The sequence below is a fragment of the Solibacillus isronensis genome (assembly GCF_900168685.1).
GTDB lineage: Bacteria > Bacillota > Bacilli > Bacillales_A > Planococcaceae > Solibacillus > Solibacillus isronensis_A.
The window spans coordinates 162,753-182,935 of record NZ_FVZN01000014.1; the positions used below are offsets into that span (position 1 = coordinate 162,753).

Annotated in this window: 16 protein-coding genes; 12 read left to right on the forward strand and 4 right to left on the reverse strand. The window is 38.3% G+C overall.

The features are described from left to right. Positions 1-127: 127 nt before the first annotated feature. The 7 genes from B5473_RS09575 to B5473_RS09605 all read left to right on the forward strand — a co-directional run bounded on the left by B5473_RS09575 (position 128) and on the right by B5473_RS09605 (position 4,961). Positions 128-1,120, forward strand: a complete 993-nt coding sequence (locus tag B5473_RS09575; RefSeq protein ID WP_008404433.1) for a rod shape-determining protein — start codon at positions 128-130, stop codon at positions 1,118-1,120. Positions 1,121-1,190: 70 nt separating this feature from the next. Further along, positions 1,191-2,033, forward strand: a complete 843-nt coding sequence (locus tag B5473_RS09580; RefSeq protein ID WP_079524657.1) for a flagellar hook-basal body protein — start codon at positions 1,191-1,193, stop codon at positions 2,031-2,033. A 62-nt stretch (positions 2,034-2,095) separates the two neighbouring features. Then, positions 2,096-2,935: a flagellar hook-basal body protein gene (locus B5473_RS09585; RefSeq protein ID WP_079524658.1), complete on the forward strand. Its 840-nt coding sequence runs from the start codon at positions 2,096-2,098 to the stop codon at positions 2,933-2,935. A 28-nt stretch (positions 2,936-2,963) separates the two neighbouring features. Continuing rightward, positions 2,964-3,254 carry a DNA-directed RNA polymerase subunit beta gene (locus B5473_RS09590; RefSeq protein ID WP_079524659.1) on the forward strand — a complete coding sequence of 97 codons (291 nt, stop codon included), beginning with the start codon at positions 2,964-2,966 and terminating at the stop codon, positions 3,252-3,254. Positions 3,255-3,455: 201 nt separating this feature from the next. After that, positions 3,456-3,893: a 3-hydroxyacyl-ACP dehydratase FabZ gene (fabZ, locus tag B5473_RS09595; RefSeq protein ID WP_079524660.1), complete on the forward strand. Its 438-nt coding sequence runs from the start codon at positions 3,456-3,458 to the stop codon at positions 3,891-3,893. A gap of 193 nt (positions 3,894-4,086) precedes the next feature. After that, positions 4,087-4,470: a hypothetical protein gene (locus tag B5473_RS09600; protein WP_079524661.1), complete on the forward strand. Its 384-nt coding sequence runs from the start codon at positions 4,087-4,089 to the stop codon at positions 4,468-4,470. A 104-nt stretch (positions 4,471-4,574) separates the two neighbouring features. Beyond that, a complete protein-coding gene (locus tag B5473_RS09605) occupies positions 4,575-4,961 on the forward strand; it encodes a hypothetical protein (RefSeq protein WP_079524662.1) in 387 nt (128 codons plus the stop codon). A 186-nt stretch (positions 4,962-5,147) separates the two neighbouring features. Here B5473_RS09605 and B5473_RS09610 read toward each other — a convergent pair whose 3' ends face one another. Beyond that, on the reverse strand, positions 5,148-6,098 hold the full coding sequence (locus B5473_RS09610) for a nuclease-related domain-containing protein (RefSeq protein ID WP_079524663.1): 951 nt from the start codon (positions 6,096-6,098) through the stop codon (positions 5,148-5,150). Between the two features lie 124 nt (positions 6,099-6,222). Then, entirely contained in the window at positions 6,223-6,666 is a 444-nt protein-coding gene (locus tag B5473_RS09615) for a YwpF family protein (protein WP_079524664.1), read from the reverse strand. 256 nt (positions 6,667-6,922) lie between these two features. Here B5473_RS09615 and B5473_RS09620 point away from each other — a divergent pair, with 256 nt between their 5' ends. Further along, positions 6,923-7,333: a single-stranded DNA-binding protein gene (locus tag B5473_RS09620; RefSeq protein ID WP_079524665.1), complete on the forward strand. Its 411-nt coding sequence runs from the start codon at positions 6,923-6,925 to the stop codon at positions 7,331-7,333. 173 nt (positions 7,334-7,506) lie between these two features. Here the strand turns inward: B5473_RS09620 and B5473_RS09625 are convergent, their stop codons facing one another. After that, positions 7,507-10,260, reverse strand: a complete 2,754-nt coding sequence (locus B5473_RS09625) for a DEAD/DEAH box helicase (protein WP_254865285.1) — start codon at positions 10,258-10,260, stop codon at positions 7,507-7,509. Between the two features lie 53 nt (positions 10,261-10,313). After that, the gene (locus B5473_RS09630; protein ID WP_079524667.1) at positions 10,314-11,888 is read right to left on the reverse strand and encodes an SWIM zinc finger family protein; all 1,575 of its coding nucleotides are present in this window, start codon (positions 11,886-11,888) and stop codon (positions 10,314-10,316) included. Positions 11,889-12,206: 318 nt separating this feature from the next. Here B5473_RS09630 and B5473_RS09635 point away from each other — a divergent pair, with 318 nt between their 5' ends. The 4 genes from B5473_RS09635 to B5473_RS09650 all read left to right on the forward strand — a co-directional run bounded on the left by B5473_RS09635 (position 12,207) and on the right by B5473_RS09650 (position 19,318). Continuing rightward, the gene (locus B5473_RS09635) at positions 12,207-12,686 is read left to right on the forward strand and encodes an IDEAL domain-containing protein (RefSeq protein WP_079524668.1); all 480 of its coding nucleotides are present in this window, start codon (positions 12,207-12,209) and stop codon (positions 12,684-12,686) included. A 382-nt stretch (positions 12,687-13,068) separates the two neighbouring features. Continuing rightward, complete coding sequence (locus B5473_RS09640) at positions 13,069-14,337, forward strand: nucleotide sugar dehydrogenase (protein ID WP_079524669.1); 1,269 nt, start codon at positions 13,069-13,071, stop codon at positions 14,335-14,337. A 210-nt stretch (positions 14,338-14,547) separates the two neighbouring features. After that, a complete protein-coding gene (locus B5473_RS09645; RefSeq protein ID WP_079524670.1) occupies positions 14,548-15,270 on the forward strand; it encodes a WecB/TagA/CpsF family glycosyltransferase in 723 nt (240 codons plus the stop codon). Positions 15,271-15,964: 694 nt separating this feature from the next. Further along, positions 15,965-19,318, forward strand: coding sequence for an S-layer homology domain-containing protein (locus tag B5473_RS09650; RefSeq protein ID WP_079524671.1), 3,354 nt, complete (start codon positions 15,965-15,967; stop codon positions 19,316-19,318). The last annotated feature ends 865 nt before the right edge of the window (positions 19,319-20,183 follow it).

Below are 20,183 nucleotides of genomic sequence, written 5' to 3' on the forward strand. Positions count from 1 at the left end.
ACCATTATAAAGGAAAATCCTTCCCACAATATTGATGTAATTCAACACTGTATATGATAAAATAACTAAGATAGACATATATAGAATCGTATACATGTTCAAATGGGCGGAAGGAGAATAATGAAACATGTTTTCTAAAGATATTGGGATTGATTTAGGTACTGCAAACGTGCTGATTCATTTAAAAGGCAAAGGGATTGTTTTGAATGAGCCATCTGTAGTAGCAATCGATAAAAAGACAAATAAAGTATTGGCAGTCGGTGAAGAGGCACGTCAAATGGTGGGACGTACACCGGGGAATATTATCGCAATTCGTCCATTAAAGGATGGCGTAATTGCAGATTTTGATGTAACAGAAGCGATGTTGAAACATTTTATCAATAAATTGGACGTTAAAGGCTTCTTATCAAAGCCACGCATTTTAATTTGCTGTCCGACAAATATTACATCGGTAGAGCAAAAAGCAATTCGTGAAGCTGCTGAAAAATCAGGCGGCAAAAAGGTTTATTTGGAAGAAGAGCCTAAAGTAGCAGCAATCGGCGCAGGTATGGATATTTTCCAGCCAAGCGGTAATATGGTCGTTGATATCGGTGGAGGTACAACGGATGTAGCAGTATTATCAATGGGCGATATCGTAACGAGCGAATCGATTAAAGTTGCCGGAGATGTATTCGATAATGACATATTGCAATACATAAAGAAAGAATACAAGCTGTTGATCGGTGAACGTACAGCAGAAAATATTAAAACAACAATCGGTACAGTATTCCCTGGTGGACGCGATGATACTATGGATATCCGCGGCCGTGATATGGTTACTGGCTTACCGAGAACAATCGAAATCAATTCAGAAGAGATTGAGCACGCATTACGTGAATCAGTTAGTATGATTGTACAGGCAGCAAAAGACGTCCTGGAAAAAACACCACCTGAATTATCGGCAGACATCATTGACCGAGGCGTTATTTTAACAGGCGGCGGTGCGTTACTGCATGGTATTGATCAGTTGTTAATCGAAGAGCTGAAAGTACCTGTATTTGTTGCGGAAAACCCAATGGACTGTGTGGCAGTCGGGACTGGAATTATGCTGGACAATATTGATCGTGCGGTAAATAAATAAATTATATTACTTATAATTATCAGTTTTTTGCCGATAAATGATAAATACGGCATAATTAGAGGTGAATTGAGTGTTTAAAGGTTTTTATACAGTAGCTACAGGAATGGTTGCACAACAACGTAAAACTGAAATTTTAACGAATAATATGGCCAATGCCAATACACCTGGTTTCAAATCAGATCAAACGACAATTCGTTCTTTTCCGGATATGTTGATGTCGGCAGTCAATTCGACAACAATTCCGACTGAGAACGGATTTACAGTAAAGAACCTTAATACGGTTGGTGCGGTAAATGCAGGTGTTTACTTACAGGAAACAATGCCAAACCAAGCACAAGGTCAGATTTATTCAACCGGTTTAAATACAGATATCGCACTGATCAATAGTTCGATGCCTACTGACGAAACATCGGGAAATTCAGGACAAATTTTCTTCCGCTTAGAAAATGAATCCGGGACAGAGAGCTATACACGTAACGGGAATTTCACGCTGGACGGGCAGGGGAACTTAGTAAATCCTCAAGGACTATTCGTATTGGATGCGAATGGGGAACGACTGCAATTCGATAACGACAATATTCGCATCAGTTCAGACGGGGCGATTTTTGACGAAAATGATGTACAGGTCGGAACATTGGGTGTCGCATTTTCTGAAAACCCGGACGTACTTGTGAAGCGTGATAATGGGTTATTTAATACATTGGATGGTATTGATCTACCATCTGCCTATGGACAGGCAAATGTACAGTTTTCAATGCAGCAGCAATATTTAGAAGGCTCCAATGTCGATGCCTCTAAAGCAATGACAGATTTATTAACTGCATACCGTGCATTTGAAGCAAACCAAAAAGTGCTGCAGGCCTACGATAAGAGCATGGAAAAAGCAGTTAATGAAATTGGACGAGTTAATTAATAAGGAATAGCGATTATTTTCATTAGCTGTCGAATTTTCGTATAATTAAGGAGGTGCGGGAAATGTTACGTACAATGGTGAGTGCGACAAATACATTATCTCAACTACAGCATCAGATAGACACAATCAGTACAAACATCGCAAACAGTAATACAACAGGCTATAAAGCACAGCAGGCAAATTTTACGGAAATGCTGTATCAGCAGTTTAATAATGACGAATTAGACCGCACTGTCCGTGATACACCTGTAGGCATTCGTTATGGTGTTGGTGCACAGATCGGGTTAATCCAATCCAATCAGACACAAGGCTCACTGCAGGAAACAAATCGCGATTTAGACTTTGCGTTAACAACAAAGAATCAATATTTCAATGTGTTAATGCAAAATGAAGAAGGCGATGTGCGAACTGCATACACTCGTAACGGTAGCTTTTATGTAACACAGACTGAACCTGGCATTCTTTCACTCGTCAATAGTGATGGATACCAAGTAGCAGGTGCAAATGGACAGCCAATTACATTCCCGGATAATGTAACAGGCTTTACGATGGATTCAGACGGTTCGTTAGTGGCAAGCTATGAAAATGGCACACCGCTAAAGTTCCAGCTTGGAATTTCTGAACTGCAAAAACCAAATGTAATGGAAAAACTGCAAGGCGGGACATATATTGGCTTACCGGAAAATCTGGATGCACTTGGCTTCACGCAAGCTCAAGTACTGACAGATCTGCAAGGTGCCAATCGTCAAGTGGGCATTCAAAAAGGTGCACTTGAAATGTCGAATGTAGATGTATCAAAAGAGATGACAAATTTAATTCAAGCACAGCGTTCATATCAATTTAATACACGTGCGATTACAATTGCAGACCAAATGCTTGGGTTAATTAACGGTATTCGCTAAACGTGCGACATTGTTAAGGAGAAGTTTTATGACGAATGAGTTAGAAACACAGATGGAGCAAAAAGAGCCAGCAGCCAAAAAGACGAGACGTCGCGTAAAGAACGTTTCAGAGCCGCCAACGGATCAGCCTGTTGGTAAGGTTCGGCTTCGACTAATTCCTATCTGGCTACGGATAATAATCGTAATTCTATTATTTTTAGTAGCAGTAATTGTAGGACTGGTTATTGGTTACAGCGTTATAGGGGACGGCGCAGCATCCGATGTTTTAAAGTGGGAAACATGGCAGCATCTTCTCGATATTATAAATGGTAAGGAGTAGAGGGATTGTCGGGAAAGCCATTTCCGAGCAATCCCTTTACAGCGAATAAGCAAAAAATTTAGTATACTAAATTGTATTGGAGCAAAAAGCCGGCTGAAATTCCAGGTTCTTTCTCCAATAATTGCATCGCTTTACCAGAACATACATAAAAATAAACGATTATCTACATAATATTATAGAGGAAACAAGGGGGATTTTTTAATGTTAAACGCAGAGCAAATTCAAAATATTTTACCACATCGCTATCCATTTTTATTAGTTGATCGCATTCTTGAAATCGAAGAAGGAAAGCGCGCACTTGGATTGAAAAATGTATCGATCAACGAAGAATTTTTTAACGGACATTTCCCTGGCTATCCAGTAATGCCTGGTGTCCTAATTGTCGAGGCACTTGCGCAAGTAGGCGGTGTTGCATTATTAAATGCACCAGAATATAAAGGGCGTCTAGTATTTTTAACAGGGATTGATAGTTGCCGTTTCAAGCGTCAAGTCGTACCGGGCGATCAGTTGAAGCTTGAAGTGGAATTTTTGAAATTGCGCGGGCAAATGGGGAAAGGCCGCGGTACTGCAACAGTAGATGGCGAGCTAGTTTGTGAGTGCGAGATTCTATTTGCAATTGGACCTGTACAGCCAAAATAAGGCGATTTGCAATTGAAACTCAAAGGTTATAAAATATAAAGGTTGAAGAAAATCTTTAACTTCTTTAAGCAGAAGTCTCCCAATGAGATAAGATAGGTGTGGGACGATTGCCAGTGTTCACCTTTTATGGGTTTTCATTTGCCTGTAAACAATGAGCGAAGTTTGGCTTTAAACGTAGGAGGTTTTAAAATAGATGTATAAACAACTGTCTTCAGGCGTAAAAATTAGTATTACACGATCAATATCGACGTCGTTTGAAGCTTATTTAGCAAGCATTGGTTGGGATGAAGAAAAATTTTCGATGGAAGACTATATGGCAAGCTGGCAAATGTATTTTAAAGAAAATGCCGCTTGGATTGATAAAATACCGGCAGACATTTTACTTAGCCCTGAATTTCATGAAGAAATTGCTAAGAAAATGGATGAAGTCATTGCTAAAATTTTAAGTGAAGAGCCAACAGAAAAGCAAAAGAAGGAAATTGCTGAATTACAGAAACAATTAGGCACAAATTACAAATTCGACTGTAAAGCAGAAGCCGCTTATGTTGAACAGCTCTTAAAAGATAAATTGAAATAACCATAATTTTTTGTAGGATAGATCCTTCTTTTCCCGGGCACTATATGTACGATCACATGAAGTGATTGACTCATGATTGCATATGGGAAAGGAGGGAATTTTTTATGCGAAAATCAGCACTACTTGTCGCACTTTCGCTTGGTTCACTGTTATTTCTCTCAGCGTGTAATACAAATGACAATGCTGGAGATGACAACTTAGGAAACGATGTCGAAAACGGTGCCAACGATGTAATGGACGACACACGTGACGTTATTGATGACACGGTAGATACAGTCGATCCAGACGGCCAAAGTGGTCAAAACGGCAACAACGGTCAAACAAATGAGAGCACGATTGACAACAATCAAAACTCAAATGTGCCAAATGGTTCAAGCGGTCCAAATGGTGAAAATGGCGCAACTGCACCAGGTGCCCCATCGGTAAACCAGGAAGATATTATCGAAGACCGTGCAGACCGAAATGATAAAGACGAAGTGGATAACCACTAGTCTATAGAAGGAATCAGTGTTCACTTAATTGTGGGCACTGGTTTTTTTGTTTTAGTGTGCGGGCGGGGAGTTATTCCTCAATTGAGCCAGGATAATCCTCAATTAAGAATAGTTAATCCTCAAAATAGAGCAGATAATCCTCACTTAGTATGTGATAATCCTCATTTTAAGTAAATTAATCCTCAATCAAGTTTTTTTCTTCGACCAAGATAAAATGTTCTCCGGAATAATATAGTACGTTCCTCTTTTAGAACCACACTTTTCGAAACCAAGTCTTGATAAAATATTTGAACAGGTTCTAATATTCGTCATTCCAAAAAAATCACGGAATTGTCGGTTAGAAATTTTTTCGCCGATTAATATTCTGTAATGATAAAGCGTTTCAAAAAGAACATCACGACTTTTAGCCCGACAAACATTGCATGTAAATGTTCCGTAATGATAATCCATAACATTTTTATAATTACACTGTCGACAAAGAACGCCTTTCCTTAATCTATCCAAACTAATGGAACGCCGAGGGGGGAGGGTCTGATAAAGTTGATTCAATTTGGCAACAATCATACTTATATTTGCACTGAATTTTGCAGTATTACGATATAGGTTTTCAATAAAATTCGGTACACCGCTAATATGAAAAATCGGAAACTTCTCTAGTGATTCATCTAAAATAGCTTGTTGGTTTGCGATGACGACGGCAAAGTACACCGGGATAGTGATCTGCCATTTTCGCAAACATTGTTCCAAAAATAGCTGATGCCTGTAAACTTGATCAAAGGGGTTTCGGAAGTTTTCACGTTTTTCATTGTGGATGCGGTAAAATTCATGCTGAGCGGGTTTGTAAAATAAAACACCGGACAGCAGTTTTACTTCAAAAATTACTATAAAATATGAAGTCACTAAAACAGCGTCCATCTGATGGGAAAAGCCATTATCATTCATACATTCAAAATTGTAAAAGATATGATGGTCTGTTTTGAAGTAATAATCGGATAGAGTCTGCTTCAACTTCATTTCTCCTGCAAATCCAGCCTCCAAGCGATGAAACTCTTGCTGGATCGCACTTGCTTCTATATCATCAGGCAGTATCCTTTTAGCTAATACTTCTATATATAGATGATGCTTTGATTTCTGCATAAACTTCACCTCCACCTTGAATATACGATGCAAGTTGAGGAAAAACAAATGCTCCTAAACCATTAATTTTATAAAGAATGCTAAAATAAATTACGCTTTTCAAATTAAAACACATATCAAAAAACTACTTTCCACCCTCTTCATTATTTTTCTGTAATGAAGGACGATTGCGCATCCCTTGATCAAATGCCTCTAGCAGTTCATCATTTCTCAATCCATCTTCAAGCAGCTGTGCCAATAATAGCTCCGCATATTTTTTGCGCTGGGCTTTTAAACGGCCTTTTATAAGTACCGAAATTTTATCTCCTACTTTTGTAATAGAATGTACAACAACAGCAAATGGGGCAGGCTCATTGTCCGGTAGTGAGATGATGGCACGCGCATCCAGCACTTCACCGGATGTAACAAAGTTTTGAAAGAAATCGTAATATGTATCTGCTGTAAACAATTCTAAAATCCACATTTTATGGCTATTTTCCTGATTAATAATAATACCGTCTGTTAAAGGAATTTCTTTTATTTCATCGTTTAATAATAAATCAAAAGCAAGCATTTTAAAGGTTTTCACTTCTAAATCCCTCCTCAATTTTCTTATGTAAAAGTATAACATACAAAAAATGTGAAACTGCCAATTTAAGCAAATTGTAATATTATCTACAAGCCCATTTACATCAGCATTCTCATTAAAATGAATGAAATACCATATAGGCGAAAAAGTATTTTTGAATCAATATTTTAGCCGAAAAATCCAAATTCGTGTTTTGCCAAAAAAAGCAGGGTTCGGCTATGCTTTAGTTAATTTCCGAAAGAAAGGAGGTCAATGAATGAATCATGTTGGGCTTGTAGGGCGAACGACGAAAGATTTGGAGCTTAGGCACTTATCTGAAGGAAGGGTTCGGGCATACTTTAGCATTGCTACTAACCGTCCTTTCAAAAATAGTGAAGGGAAGGTTGACGCTGACTTTGTGCAATGTGTCGCATGGGGGAGGACTGCCGAGTTGATGGCAAAATATTGCGGGAAAGGCTCGCTCGTCGGCATTAAAGGACGCTTGCAGTCAAGGACATATGTAAATCGTGAAAATCAGAAAGTATACACGATGGAAGTCCAAACAGAGGAAGTGCAGTTTTATGCATTAAAAGCCCCTGGTGAAGCAGGAAGGCTCCAGACAACGCCCCCGATTGCCGAAGATTTCGTACTTCCAGAACAAGAAATCACACTCGTCCACCAACCGTAAACTTTCCCTCCCGATAAAACAAAAAATACCTCAGGAGGTGAAATGCCCAAATCTGCTGTATGACCGCGCAGTAGTAATCATTCTTTCTCACAATCCTATAACAACTGAATAAAGTAGTGAAGTAAGCATTAAAAAGAGTCTACTTCATGGCGTAAAAGTAGACTCTTTCTAACTTATTTTATATTGCCTGTATCAAGAACGAGTAAATCCATCAATTCTGAATCATCAAGTTCAGTCAACCATTTGCTTGATTGAATTAATTCTTCGGATAGTGCGGATTTCATTGCAATCATTTTATCGATTTTTTCTTCAATCGTCCCAATCGTCACAAACTTATGCACTTGCACAAATTGTGTTTGTCCGATACGGTATGCCCGGTCTGTCGCCTGATTTTCTACTGCCGGATTCCACCAGCGATCGGCATGAAGTACATGTGTAGCTGCTGTTAAGTTAAGACCTGTTCCGCCAGCTTTAAGTGACAGTAAAAATACAGGAAACTCGCCTGCTTGGAATTGGTCAACTAAATTGTCACGCTGATTTTTTGGCATACTTCCTGTTAAAAACGGAACATCAACGTTATAAAGCTCTGTTAAACAATGCTGAATTAAATTACCCATTCCGATATATTGTGTAAAAATTAAGCATTGTTCGCCATTATCTATAATTTCCTTTGTCATTTCAATAATGCGCTTTAGTTTTACAGAACGGGAAACCATTGCATTGGCATCTTCAAAAGGTTCTTTTAAAAACAGGGCAGGGTGGTTGCACAGCTGTTTTAATTTGTTGAGCATTTTTAAGATACGACCCTTTTTCTCAAAGCCAGTAAGTTCTTCAAGTGTAGCTAAAGTATCCTGAATATAGCCTTCATAATGTGCTGCTTGCTCAGGTGTAAGAGCACAAAATTCAAGGGATTCTTGTTTATCAGGCAAATTCAGTTGAAGCTCAGGATCGCGCTTTGAACGGCGCAGTAGGAACGGACGAATTTTCATACGTAAAACTCGTTTATGGGATTCCGACTCTTCACGTTCAATTGGTGTAATAAAGTTTTCGGTAAACCTAGTAAAGCTTCCTAAATAGCCTTTATGAATAAAATCAAAAATGGCCCACAACTCTGAAAGACGGTTTTCAACAGGTGTTCCTGTTAATGCAATATGATGCTCACCTTTTAATTTACGAATTGCACGGGATTGCAATGTTTGCATATTTTTTATATTCTGTGCCTCATCCAAAGCGACTGTTGCCCAGTCGATAAGCTGTAAGTCATCGGCATCCTGAGTAACCGTACCGTATGTCGAAAGGATAACATGCGGACGCTGTGTTGCGATATAGCTCGTCAAGTCATCGCTTTTTAAACGACGAGGCCCGTAATGCGTATAAACCTCCAGATCAGGAGCAAAACGAGTAAGTTCCTTTTGCCAGTTGCCGACAACCGATGTCGGACACACAATTAAGGTCGGTTTATCGATTTGCAGAACTGAAACGGTATGGAGCATATACGTAATTAGCTGAACAGTTTTACCAAGTCCCATATCATCTGCCAGACAAGCACCGAATTTCTGGTCACGCATGAAAACAAGCCATTCAAAACCTTCCTTCTGGTATGGACGCAGCTCAGCATGAAGCTTGGTCGGTACATCTACTTTCGGCAGACCTTTTTTATTTTGTAGCTGCTCGATATACGTTTTTAGTGATTGCTGCATCTCAAATGCAAATAACGGATCATCGCGCTCGGCATCATCTTCCATATCGTCTTCTATAGGTGCTGTTAAAGTTTCAGGCAGCTCACGGAATAGTAAATCGCGTACTGTCCAATTTTCTTCTTTTGCCTGTTCCATCAGTTCACGCATTTCATTGAGCCATTCTGCATCAATACGGAACCATTCCGTGCCAATACGGACAAACTCACGCTTTTCATCAACGAGTTTCTGGAAGGCTTCGGCGGAAATTTCCTCACCATTCATCGAGAACTGCCATTTGAATGTTAAAATATCGTCCAGTCCTGCCACACTGCGAGCCGACTGGTTATTGGCACTGACACGTACACGCATTTTCGATTGGCGGAGTTCTTTAAGCCAAGCCGGTAAAATTACATCAAAGCCTAATGCCTGTAACTTAGTAAGTTCAAGACGTAAAAATTCACGTACTTCCTGATCATTGAATTGTGTATGAATAAACTGCGCACTTTCAGCATTTAATTGAATTAAATCAACTATTTGATTTTGCAGTTCTTCAATGTCATTAGCAATCGCACTCCATTTCTTCGGCAGTGCATCCAATATCGGCAGTTTCAGTTTTGATGAAGCAGGTGTCCAATGTTTTGCGGCATTTGGACTAATAAGCACCGTTTCCAACAGCCAGTTTTCCTCATTTTCTTCTGGTTCGCTTAAACGAAGTGCCACTTTTACACCATCAAATACATGGGAAGTTTTCATAGGCCAGCCGCCATTTTGGAAAAATGGAATCAGTGTAAGCGTATCATCTTTAGAAAGCCCAGCATCCATCAGTTTTTGTTCAACTGCATGCTGTAAAAGGTCATTGGCAAATGAAAAGCCTTCTTCTGTTACAGTTACCTGTTGCCAAAGCTTTGAGTCATTCCAGAGCGGCAAAGTCGTTTGGATTGTTTGAAAGTGATTCACGGTTTCATCATCATATGCAGCGAAATCCAAAAACGGGTGACGATTTGCAGGTGACAGAATATCAAGTAAATGAGATGCCGATATGATTAAATCACGCTCTTCCAATGAAGTGTGCAGCCCGTAGAAGCTTTGCTCAAATTTAAAAAAGAGAGAAGGAATCCAATTGGCTGTCGGTAAAATTAAATCATTTTTATTGTACGCAGTAGCGCGGAAGTAACCGGGACGCAGCTCTGAAAGCTTTATGCGAAAGACTTGTAGAAAGGGTAGCTTCGTATTAAATAAATATTGCATTGTATCGTTGCGCGGTAAACGCAATGTCACCTCCTATTAGCAAAATACATAATCTAGATGAGTAAATTGCTTTTATTTATCTCTTCTTGCAGTGCACGCAAACGTTTATACTGCTGCTGCACAGCTTCAATATAAGCTGTAAAATAGTCGAGTTTTCCGGCTTTTTTGGAAGCCGATTTCATGGCACGCCAAATGCGGACTGCCTGCTTATAATTTTGCCGCGATTTTTGCTGAATTTCTTCCATCGCATAAAAATGATAAAGAGGAAGTGCAGTTTCAGGTGACTGTGCAACAACATCCTTTAACCCGCATTGATCTAAATAAGGAATCGATGAAGGATATAGCTGATGAAGTGCTACCCACTCGTCCAAACGATTGTGGCGCAGTAAATAGTTTGAAAATGACTCAATACCGTATCGGCCGAAAGAAGAGTACAGTGCGAGCTCTTCACTATCACTTAATTGAATTTGACCGTATAAGTGATCGAGCTTACGCGTAAATTTCTGGCGACGTATCGGCAATAAGTTATCCTGCACAAACGTTTGTAAAAAAGGAAGGGCCCTTTTTAAAATAACAGTCGCCTCATCAGCGAAGTTTTTCTGTAATGCATATTGGGCTATATCGATAAATCCTTCCACATTATGTTCACTCATTGTTTCGACTGCTTGTTCCAGTTGTGACGGTGAACTTAATAAAATATAAAAGATGGATTTTACTACATTCAATTCGATATCTGTGTTGCTATCATCGCTTTGTTCCAAAAGAGCCAGTTCATTTTTTAAGCGCTTTTGTTCATTTAATAGCTTTGTCCAAAATTGCAAATACAATGACAGCCGGAACGCTGTTGCTCCTTTTTCGATAAAAAGAATTTCATGGACATTTTTCTGAATTGCATCAAAAAATGGTTCAGTTGCGAACAGCCTTGTCGTTTTACTTAATGTATCAATCGATCGCTGTATGCGGCTTAGCGTATTTTCCAAAAAGAACTGAACATAATGATGACTCAGATCTGTTTTCGTTTTGACTGCATGTAACAGAAAGTGTTTCGAAACGGCAATATCCATAAATAAGTTAAACAGCTCCTGCCATTCCTGCTCATAGGGGCGGTGGCGCTGAAGCTTAGTACGAATATTTTCAATTAAGCCGGATAAAGTATAAGGCTCCAATGGCTGCGGACCTTTAATTGCATAATCAAGCACTTCGTCAGCCATCATCTGCCAGTTTTCCGGACTGCGCTCTGATGCTAACGATTGGAGCGGAACGGATCTTTTAGAACGCCAAATAGAAAGCCATTGCTGCAGTGAAATAAAATACTGCGACAGCTTTAAAATAATGGCAAGTTGATGTCGGCACAGCTCCTTTTTAGGGCAGCTGCAGCTAATCTGCTTTTCCGGAAAATTAATCGTCACTTCCGCTGTATTGACATCCTGGATTTGGCATACCAGTATTTGGCTGAATCTTGAATAGTGCGGTGGCTTGATTGCCTGGTTACGGACAGAGAACATGGCGCGTGTCACCAATTCTGCATCTTCATTTGCTGAAGGGAGAAGCTGTTCTTCAAAGGATTGTAATGTATGTTGAATAAAGTCTTTATGTGCATGGGCAATCTCGGAAAAAGATAAACTCAAAACGGGTTTCCCCTCCCTAATAATTAATTACATTGGAAATTTTAACTCCATTCTAGATGAAGGAAGAAAAAAAGTCGTTCCTTCCATTATAATACGAATCCGGATAAATCGGTAATGTGAAGAGACATTGAATAAATTTTTTAAGCGTATAGCACTTTTTAAAAGGTTTGAAATGTGGAAAGTGTGGGGAAACTATAAGCAACAGAGAAATTGATTTAATATTCAAGAACACCTGAATGATTGCATCCATATGATAAATGAAATTAGGTCTTATGACTCGGATAAATGCCAACAAAAATAAGTGAAGGAGGAATTCCCATGATTCAAGTACAATTTATGAAGCCTTTTTATACAAAAATGACAGGCACGAAATTACGCTTAGTCTTTGCTTATCAATACTTTTCCATTACAAAAGATGAGGAAGTTTTTCATTTCATCCCGATTGAAGGGAAAGAAATGATCATTGACTTAAACTCACTGCAAGTCGAAAACTTATCGGAAGTTTTTGTATTCCAGCGCGGCAATCGTTTCGTACGTCTTCCGCTGTATCAGCTTTTACTCGTATCAAATGTACATGAGTATTTAATGCCGATTATTGAAAATGTATCAAGTAACGTAACACCATTAAAAAATGAAACGTCACCGGTATTCGATGAGGAAGTGGAAGGAATTGTGCGGGCTTTAGAAGAAAACAACTTATCCCGTCTAATCGATGAAGCGCTCGAATCACGTGATGAAGCATTATTCCACAATTTAATTGCGGAAAAGGAACGATTAACTGGAGGCTACGCATCGTGATTGCCCATTTAAACTAAACCCCGTTAGCTGATTTTAGCTAATGGGGTTTTTGTTTATTACCGATCATTTCTCACCAATTAGTATAACAATCCCTTTCAAAGGCAAAATTAATAGGAAAGCTTTCATCAAACTGCTTGAAAAAGAAAAACTATTTCACACAGCGAGCAGAAAGTTGTATACTGTAATGCAGGACTAATTTTCAAGCATTTACAGGCAACCATTTGAACAACCATTCCGTCTTATAAAGGAACGGAAATTTGAAACTGTATTAAATGAAGTTAATCATTTTATTGATAACGAATGCAGGCAAAATGCGTGAAACCAATTATACAATAATCAAACAATGAGATATAGCTTTTTTGAAAGTGAAGGAGAAACGATCATGACAAAATCAATCTGTGTCGTTGGATTAGGATACATCGGTTTACCAACGGCGGTAATGTTCGCAAATCACGGCGTAAAGGTACATGGTGTTGATGTGAATCCAGCAGCTGTGAAAAGTATTCAGGATAAACAATTACATATTGAGGAGAACGGCTTACAGGAACGCTTGAACAAAGCGGTCGATGAAGGCTTTTTAACGGCATCAACAACACCTGTCGCTTCGGATGTGTATATTGTCGCGGTACCGTCACCGATCAATCCCGACAATACAGCGAACTTAGAATATGTTCGTCAAGCAACAGCTTCAATCGTACCTTACGTGAAAAAGGGCGACTTAGTTATTTTAGAATCAACAGTACCACCAAAAACAGTGGAAAATATAATGCTTCCTGAATTAGTGAAATCTGGTTTAGAAATCGGGACAGAACTATTTGTAGCCCATTCTCCAGAACGTGTTATTCCAGGACGTATTTTTGAAGAGCTTGTTAACAATGACCGTATTGTTGGCGGGATTTCACAAAAATCAGCAGAGCTTACAAAAGAACTGTACGAAACATTTGTTAAAGGTACGATCCATTTAACAGACGCAACGACAGCGGAGTTAGTAAAAGTAATGGAAAACACGTACCGTGACGTGAACATTGCGTTTGCGAACGAATTAGCTAAAATGGCTGAAAAATTAGATGTGAACATTTGGGAAGCGATTAAATTTGCGAACTATCACCCACGTGTAAACGTCCATTTCCCGGGACCAGGTGTAGGCGGTCACTGTATCGCGGTTGATCCTTGGTTCTTAGTTGAGCTAGGCGGGGAGCAAGCCCAAATCATTCATTTATCACGTAACACGAACGACTCAATGCCAAGCTTCACAGCACAAAAAACACAGGCGATTTTAAACAAAAACGGTATTGCAGGCGCAACAGTTGCTACATTAGGTTTAGCGTTCAAAGGAAATGTAGATGATATGCGTGAAAGCCCATCGACAATTGTTATTGATGAGTTGGAAAAATTAGGCTTAACTGTCGTTTCACATGACCCACACATTAAGCAAAACAAACATAAAACACAAACACAAAGCATGCAAGAAGCGTTGGAGCAAGCGGATATTTTAGTGTTCCTGACAGACCATAAAGAATTTAAAGAGCTAGATCCGTCAACGTTGAACGCAAAAAGTAAAATCGTATTCGATACGAAAAACTGCCTAAACCGCGAAGCATGGGAAAAAGCAGGCTTCCAGTTCCACTTACTTGGAGATGCGAAGAACTAATATTGTAAACTTGGCAGTGCGTCTAAACGTACTGCCTACTGTTTTTTATCTTCATTCAGCAGGCGTTCAAAACGCCTGCTGAATGAAGATAAGCCCCAGGCGGATGTCACAGATTTTTTAAAGGGAATTTTTGAGTAAACTCAAAAAAATCTGGACGCAATTACGCCAAGGCGTAATTGATTGATGGAATATAAGAAGGGAAGACTTTATATGAAAGAAACCGTACTCGGCATTCAAGTAAATACCGAAAGCTATGATGAATTACTTCCTAAAGTATTTGATCAAATTGAGAAGCAACAGAAATCGTTAATTGTAGCAATTAACCCGGAAAAAATTATTAAAGCAAAGGAAGACCCGGCACTAAAAACACTCCTTAATAACGCGGAGTTTCAAATTCCAGATGGCATCGGCGTTATTTTAGCTTCGAAAATTCAAAAGGGTCAAATTACATCACGTGTAACAGGTGTCGATATGATGCTGCGTTTATGTGAAGAAGCTGCTCAACGTAACAAGCCTATTTTCCTTTATGGTGGGAAACCAGGAATTGCAGATCAGGCCGCTAAGAAATTACAAGAACTCTACCCATCTATCCAAATTGCCGGCACACAGGACGGATATGAAAAGGATAATCAAAAAGTCGTAGATAAAATTAATGAAGCGAAGCCGGATTTATTATTTGTAGCAATGGGTTCACCAAAGCAGGAAAACTGGATTAATGCAAACCGTGATCAGCTTCATCCAACGATTTATCAAGGTGTTGGTGGTTCATTTGACGTATTAGCAGGTAATGTGAAAAGAGCACCAGAAGCTTTCCAGAAAGTAGGGATGGAGTGGTTTTACCGCTTAATGAGGGAACCGCACCGGATTAAACGCCAAATTGCATTACCTTTATTCTTGCTAGAAGTAGCACGTGGAACGAAAAACAACAAGTAAAAGAAAAAAAATAGTGTAATCTTTGTAATATTTGATTGTTTATTTGTAATGTTAATGATACACTAAATTCAGTAGTGAGATTTCCTCTACGATATATATTAAATTTTAACTTTTCCCTGCAAGGAAAAACTCGGTTGGTAGCCCGAGAAAAAGGCTTTAGCATTTAGATGCTAAAGCCTTTTTCTTTTTTTTGTTTTTGTCGAATTTTAGCGAACTGGTTCTATTAATTCGTACCTTTCATACACTAACCAGGTAGGAAAAAATATGGTCATATAAATAATAACTATATTACAAAAGTAATATATTAGTAATAATTGTAATGCTCAAATTCCAGTTAAATCCTTGGTATAACTGCATTATATATCCAAATTAAATACTTTTCAATGTTAGGTTAACCAATAATTTCCATGATATTTAGTTATATTTAAATAGTATTGGAAATTAATTGTCAAAGAAAATGTTGTTTTTATTAGTAGATGTATGTCATAATTAAAGAAATTTGAAGTTATCTGAATATATTTACGGATTCATATCTTGCAGTCTAATAAAATAGTATATTTTTGGGTTTATTGGCAAAAAAAGATTGACATAGTAAATGTATACTACTAGAATTTATGTGTAGTTAGTTTTTCTGCACATATTTCGTGTGGGTAACTAAAATTATTATTTTCACTTATGAGGAGGAAATTTTTCAATGGCTAACCAACCAAAGAAATACAAAAAATTCGTAGCAACAGCTGCGACAGCTACATTAGTAGCATCTGCAATCGTACCAGTTGCATCTGCTGCATCATTATCGGACATCGCAGGTAACACACACGAACAAGCGATCACAGCATTAGTAGACGCTGGCGTTATCAACGGCTACCCAGATGGAACGTTCCAACCGAACAAAACTTTAACACGTTCTGACGTTGTTAAATTATTAGGTAAATTCTTAGTGTCAAAAGGTCACGAAGTACCTGCTGACTACAAAACAAACGTACGCTTCAACGACTTAACTTCAGCTTCTAACGATGAGTTATTAAAATATGCTGCTGTAGTATATGATGCAGGCGTATTCAACGGTTCTAACGGCAACTTATTAGCTGCTGACAACATCACTCGTGAAAACATGGCTGTTGTATTAGTACGTGCTTTCGATACTTTAAACAACATCGACCTAGTTTCTTATGTACAAGGTCAAGAGTACAAAAAAGATGTTAAAGATCTATTCACTGCTAAATCAGAAGCTCGTGCAGCAATCGAAGTTCTTGACTTCTTCGACATCACTAACCCAGCAGTAGCCAACTTTAATCCTAAAGGTTCAACTACTCGTGGTCACTTTGCTACATTCTTATACAACACAATGAATGCTGACTTCTCAGCTGTAACTGGTGTTGCTAACAGTGCAGTATCTGAAATCAAAGCAATCAACAACACAACTGTTGAAGTAACATTCAAAGAAACAGTAGAAAACATCGAAGCTTTAGACTTCACAATCGATGGCCTAGAAGTAACAAACGCTGTTGTTAAACAAACAGACGCTAAAACTGTAGTATTAACTACTGCTCCACAAACTGGTGATACAGTTTATACTTTAAATGTTAACGCTGCTAAAGCAGGTACATTCAAAGGTGTTTCTGCTGTAATTCCAACAGCTGTAACTATCACAACTCCATCAGTACAAGGTAAGCTTGGTCAACAAGTAACTGTTAAGGCTCAAGTTACTGTAGCTGAAGGTCAATCTAAAGCTGGTATCCCTGTAACTTTATTCGTACCAGGTTCAGCTGATGGCTTGAAAGCACCTGTAACTGTTGAAGCAGTAACAAATGCTGAGGGTGTTGCAACTTATACTTACACTCGTTATGCAGCGACTACTGATACAGTAACTGCTTATGCAAGCGGTGACCGTTCTAAATTTGCAACTGGTTATGTATTCTGGGGTGTTGATACAATCGTATCAATTGAAGAAGTAACTACAGGCGCAACAATTAACAATGGTGCAAACAAAACTTATAAAGTTACTTATAAGAACCCGACAACTGGTCAACCAGTACAAGGTAAAATATTAAATGTTTCTGCATTAGAGAACATCAATGTAACAGCTGATAAAGCTCAAAATGTAACAGTAAATGGCGTACCAGTTGCTCAATTTAGCAACAACACAATTACACGTGCTGCACAAATTACAACTGATGCTAAAGGTGAAGCAACATTTACATTATCAGGTAACCATGCAACAGTAACACCTGTAGTATTCGATGCTACTTCAATAACAGGTACTACTTCTTATACACAAACATATTCTCCATCATTACTACAGGCTACAGCACCAAAAGTAACATTTTCTGCATTACAAGCTGCTTACACGATTGAAATGACACGTGAAGGTGGCGAAATTGCTGCCATCGGTGCTTCAAATGGTGGACGTGAATACAAAGTTGTTGTTAAGGATAAAGACGGTAAATTAGCAGCTAATGAAATCGTAAACGTTGCATTAAATGAAGATGTAGATAAAGTAATTGCAACTCAAACATCTGCGAAATTCATTGATGATTCAGGCAGTACACAAGTATTCTTTACTGGTGATAAAGAAAAACAAATCACAGTAAAAACAAACTCTAAAGGTGAAGCAACATTTGTAGTAGGTAGTGATAAAGTAAATGACTATGTAACTCCAATTGCTTGGATTGATATTAATACTTCAAATGCAACTGATGCTAAATTAGATAACGGTGAACCAACTGCTATCGGATCAATCACTCATTTCCAAGATCAATATGTTGATGGAGCTTCTTTAACTGCTTACAACGGAAATAAAGCAACATCTAAATTTAATGGTAATGATACTGCAACGTTCAAGCTAGCAGTAACTAACCAAAGTGGTTTAGAATACACTGGAGCATATGAAATTACAAGCGCATCTTATACAGTAACAAATACTGGTGCAGAAGATGTTGAAGTAAATGATAAAGGAGAATGGAAAACTGTATCTCCAAACCGTAGCATCACTGTTGCTCAAAATACAGATTTATTAGTAAGATCAAGTGATGAAAAAACAACTTCTGTTAAAGTAATTGCTACTGGTAATGCTAAGTATACAGAAGGTGCAGTAAATAAAACATTTGCATTCACAGCTAAGGAAGCAACAGCTACATTCACTAAAGTTGGAGAAATCCCAACTGCTGGTTATACTGGAGTAGTTACTGCTTTTGATACTACTAATAAAACGATCACATTAGATACTCAAGATCCAGTTAAATATGCTGGTGAAACTGGTAAAACTTATGTGTTTAAAGGACAAGGTAATACTTCAATTACAGACGCAGATGCATTCCTTAAAATTGTAAAAGAAGCTAAAGTTACAGTTACTTATAAAGTTGATGGTGATACTGTAACATTTACTATTATTAACATTGATAACACTGCTGATGGTGGAGCAACTGATACAGCAAATCAAAAGAAGGAAGCAGATTTAAAAGCTATTAATACTGCTAAAGATGCAGTTACAGCTACTTCAACAGTTTCAGTTGTGGGTGAAGCTACTGATGCTAAAAAATTAGCTGCAGTAAAAGCGCATGTTGTATCACAAGTTAATGATTCAACAGTAACAGTAGATGTAAAAGAAACTGCTACTGAAGGTAAATACACAGTAACTCTAAGCAAAGGTGATGCTAAAGCTACTAAAGATGTTGAAGTAACATTTGTAACTAGTGAAATTGCTGCATCAGCAATTAAAGCACCACTAACTGTAGATGAAACTGATTTAAAGTTAACATTCTCATCGGCATTAGCTGGATTTAATGTAGATACTACATCTATTACAGCTGCATCTGCAACAGAAGCTTTAGTAGATGTAACTGCAGAGGGTAATGTTATTAAAATTACAAAAGCTGAAAATGCTGATACAGATGCAACAGCTTTAAAAAGTACACTTTTAGAATTTGATATCGATGTTAACGCAACAGGTTATGCAAAAACTACAATCACAGTTGAGGTTTTAATTAACTCTGCTGGAGAACATACAGTTACTTTAACTAAATCTCAAAATGAAACTTCTAAATAAAACAAAACGAAACGTTACTTTATAAGCTAGCTTGCTAGTGAAATAAGTGGAAATGAAAACCCCGTGTCTTGTTTTTAGCAATACATAGGGTTTTCTTTCTAACTGCTACTTCCAAATGAAGGGTGAAACCCCTTTCCTTGTAAACAGTCACTCTACATGTGCCTAATCCTCCTGCATCCAGTGAAACGCTTAATCAGTTGAAAGGATGAAGTCAGGTGAAGTCGTACTCAATGAATTGAGGCGGGGCTCCTTAAAAGGTGGCTATGGCTAGGAGACGAATCCATGTTGATCCAGGATGAGTAAGTGAATACTACGTAGAAGCTAGGAGTTTAGTATTTGCCCTTATTTGTGAAATCATTTAATGGCGATTAGAACAATTGACTGTTAAACTAATCGTTCTCATTCCTGAAAAGTGGAAGCCTAAGGTCATCAAAAGAAGGGATAGAAGTAATGGAACGTTTGAAGTCTTACTAGGAGAGGTGGGTAAGCACCGGTGAAGCTAGTAAGATGGCAGCGGGTTCATAGTAGTGTTGATCGCTAGCCGTTTGTACCTGGATGGTAACATACAGGGAGGATAAAACTAGCAGAAGCGAAGGAACCCAGTCAGTAGAAGATTTCTAATAAAACTTATTTCCCCAAAAGTAAGTTTAAAAGGACCAATCATGTATGACATGATTGGTCACCTTTTTAAATATAAATGTATATTTTTTACATTTATTCATTTAATTTCAACTATTGATAGATAGCCGTATGCGGTGAAAGCCGCCTATAAGGTGAAGGCTCGATTCGAAAGCCGCGGTAGTGCGGTATAAGTAGAGAATAGCAATACATTAGATTTTATCCCAGAGGACATTTTACAAGGCCT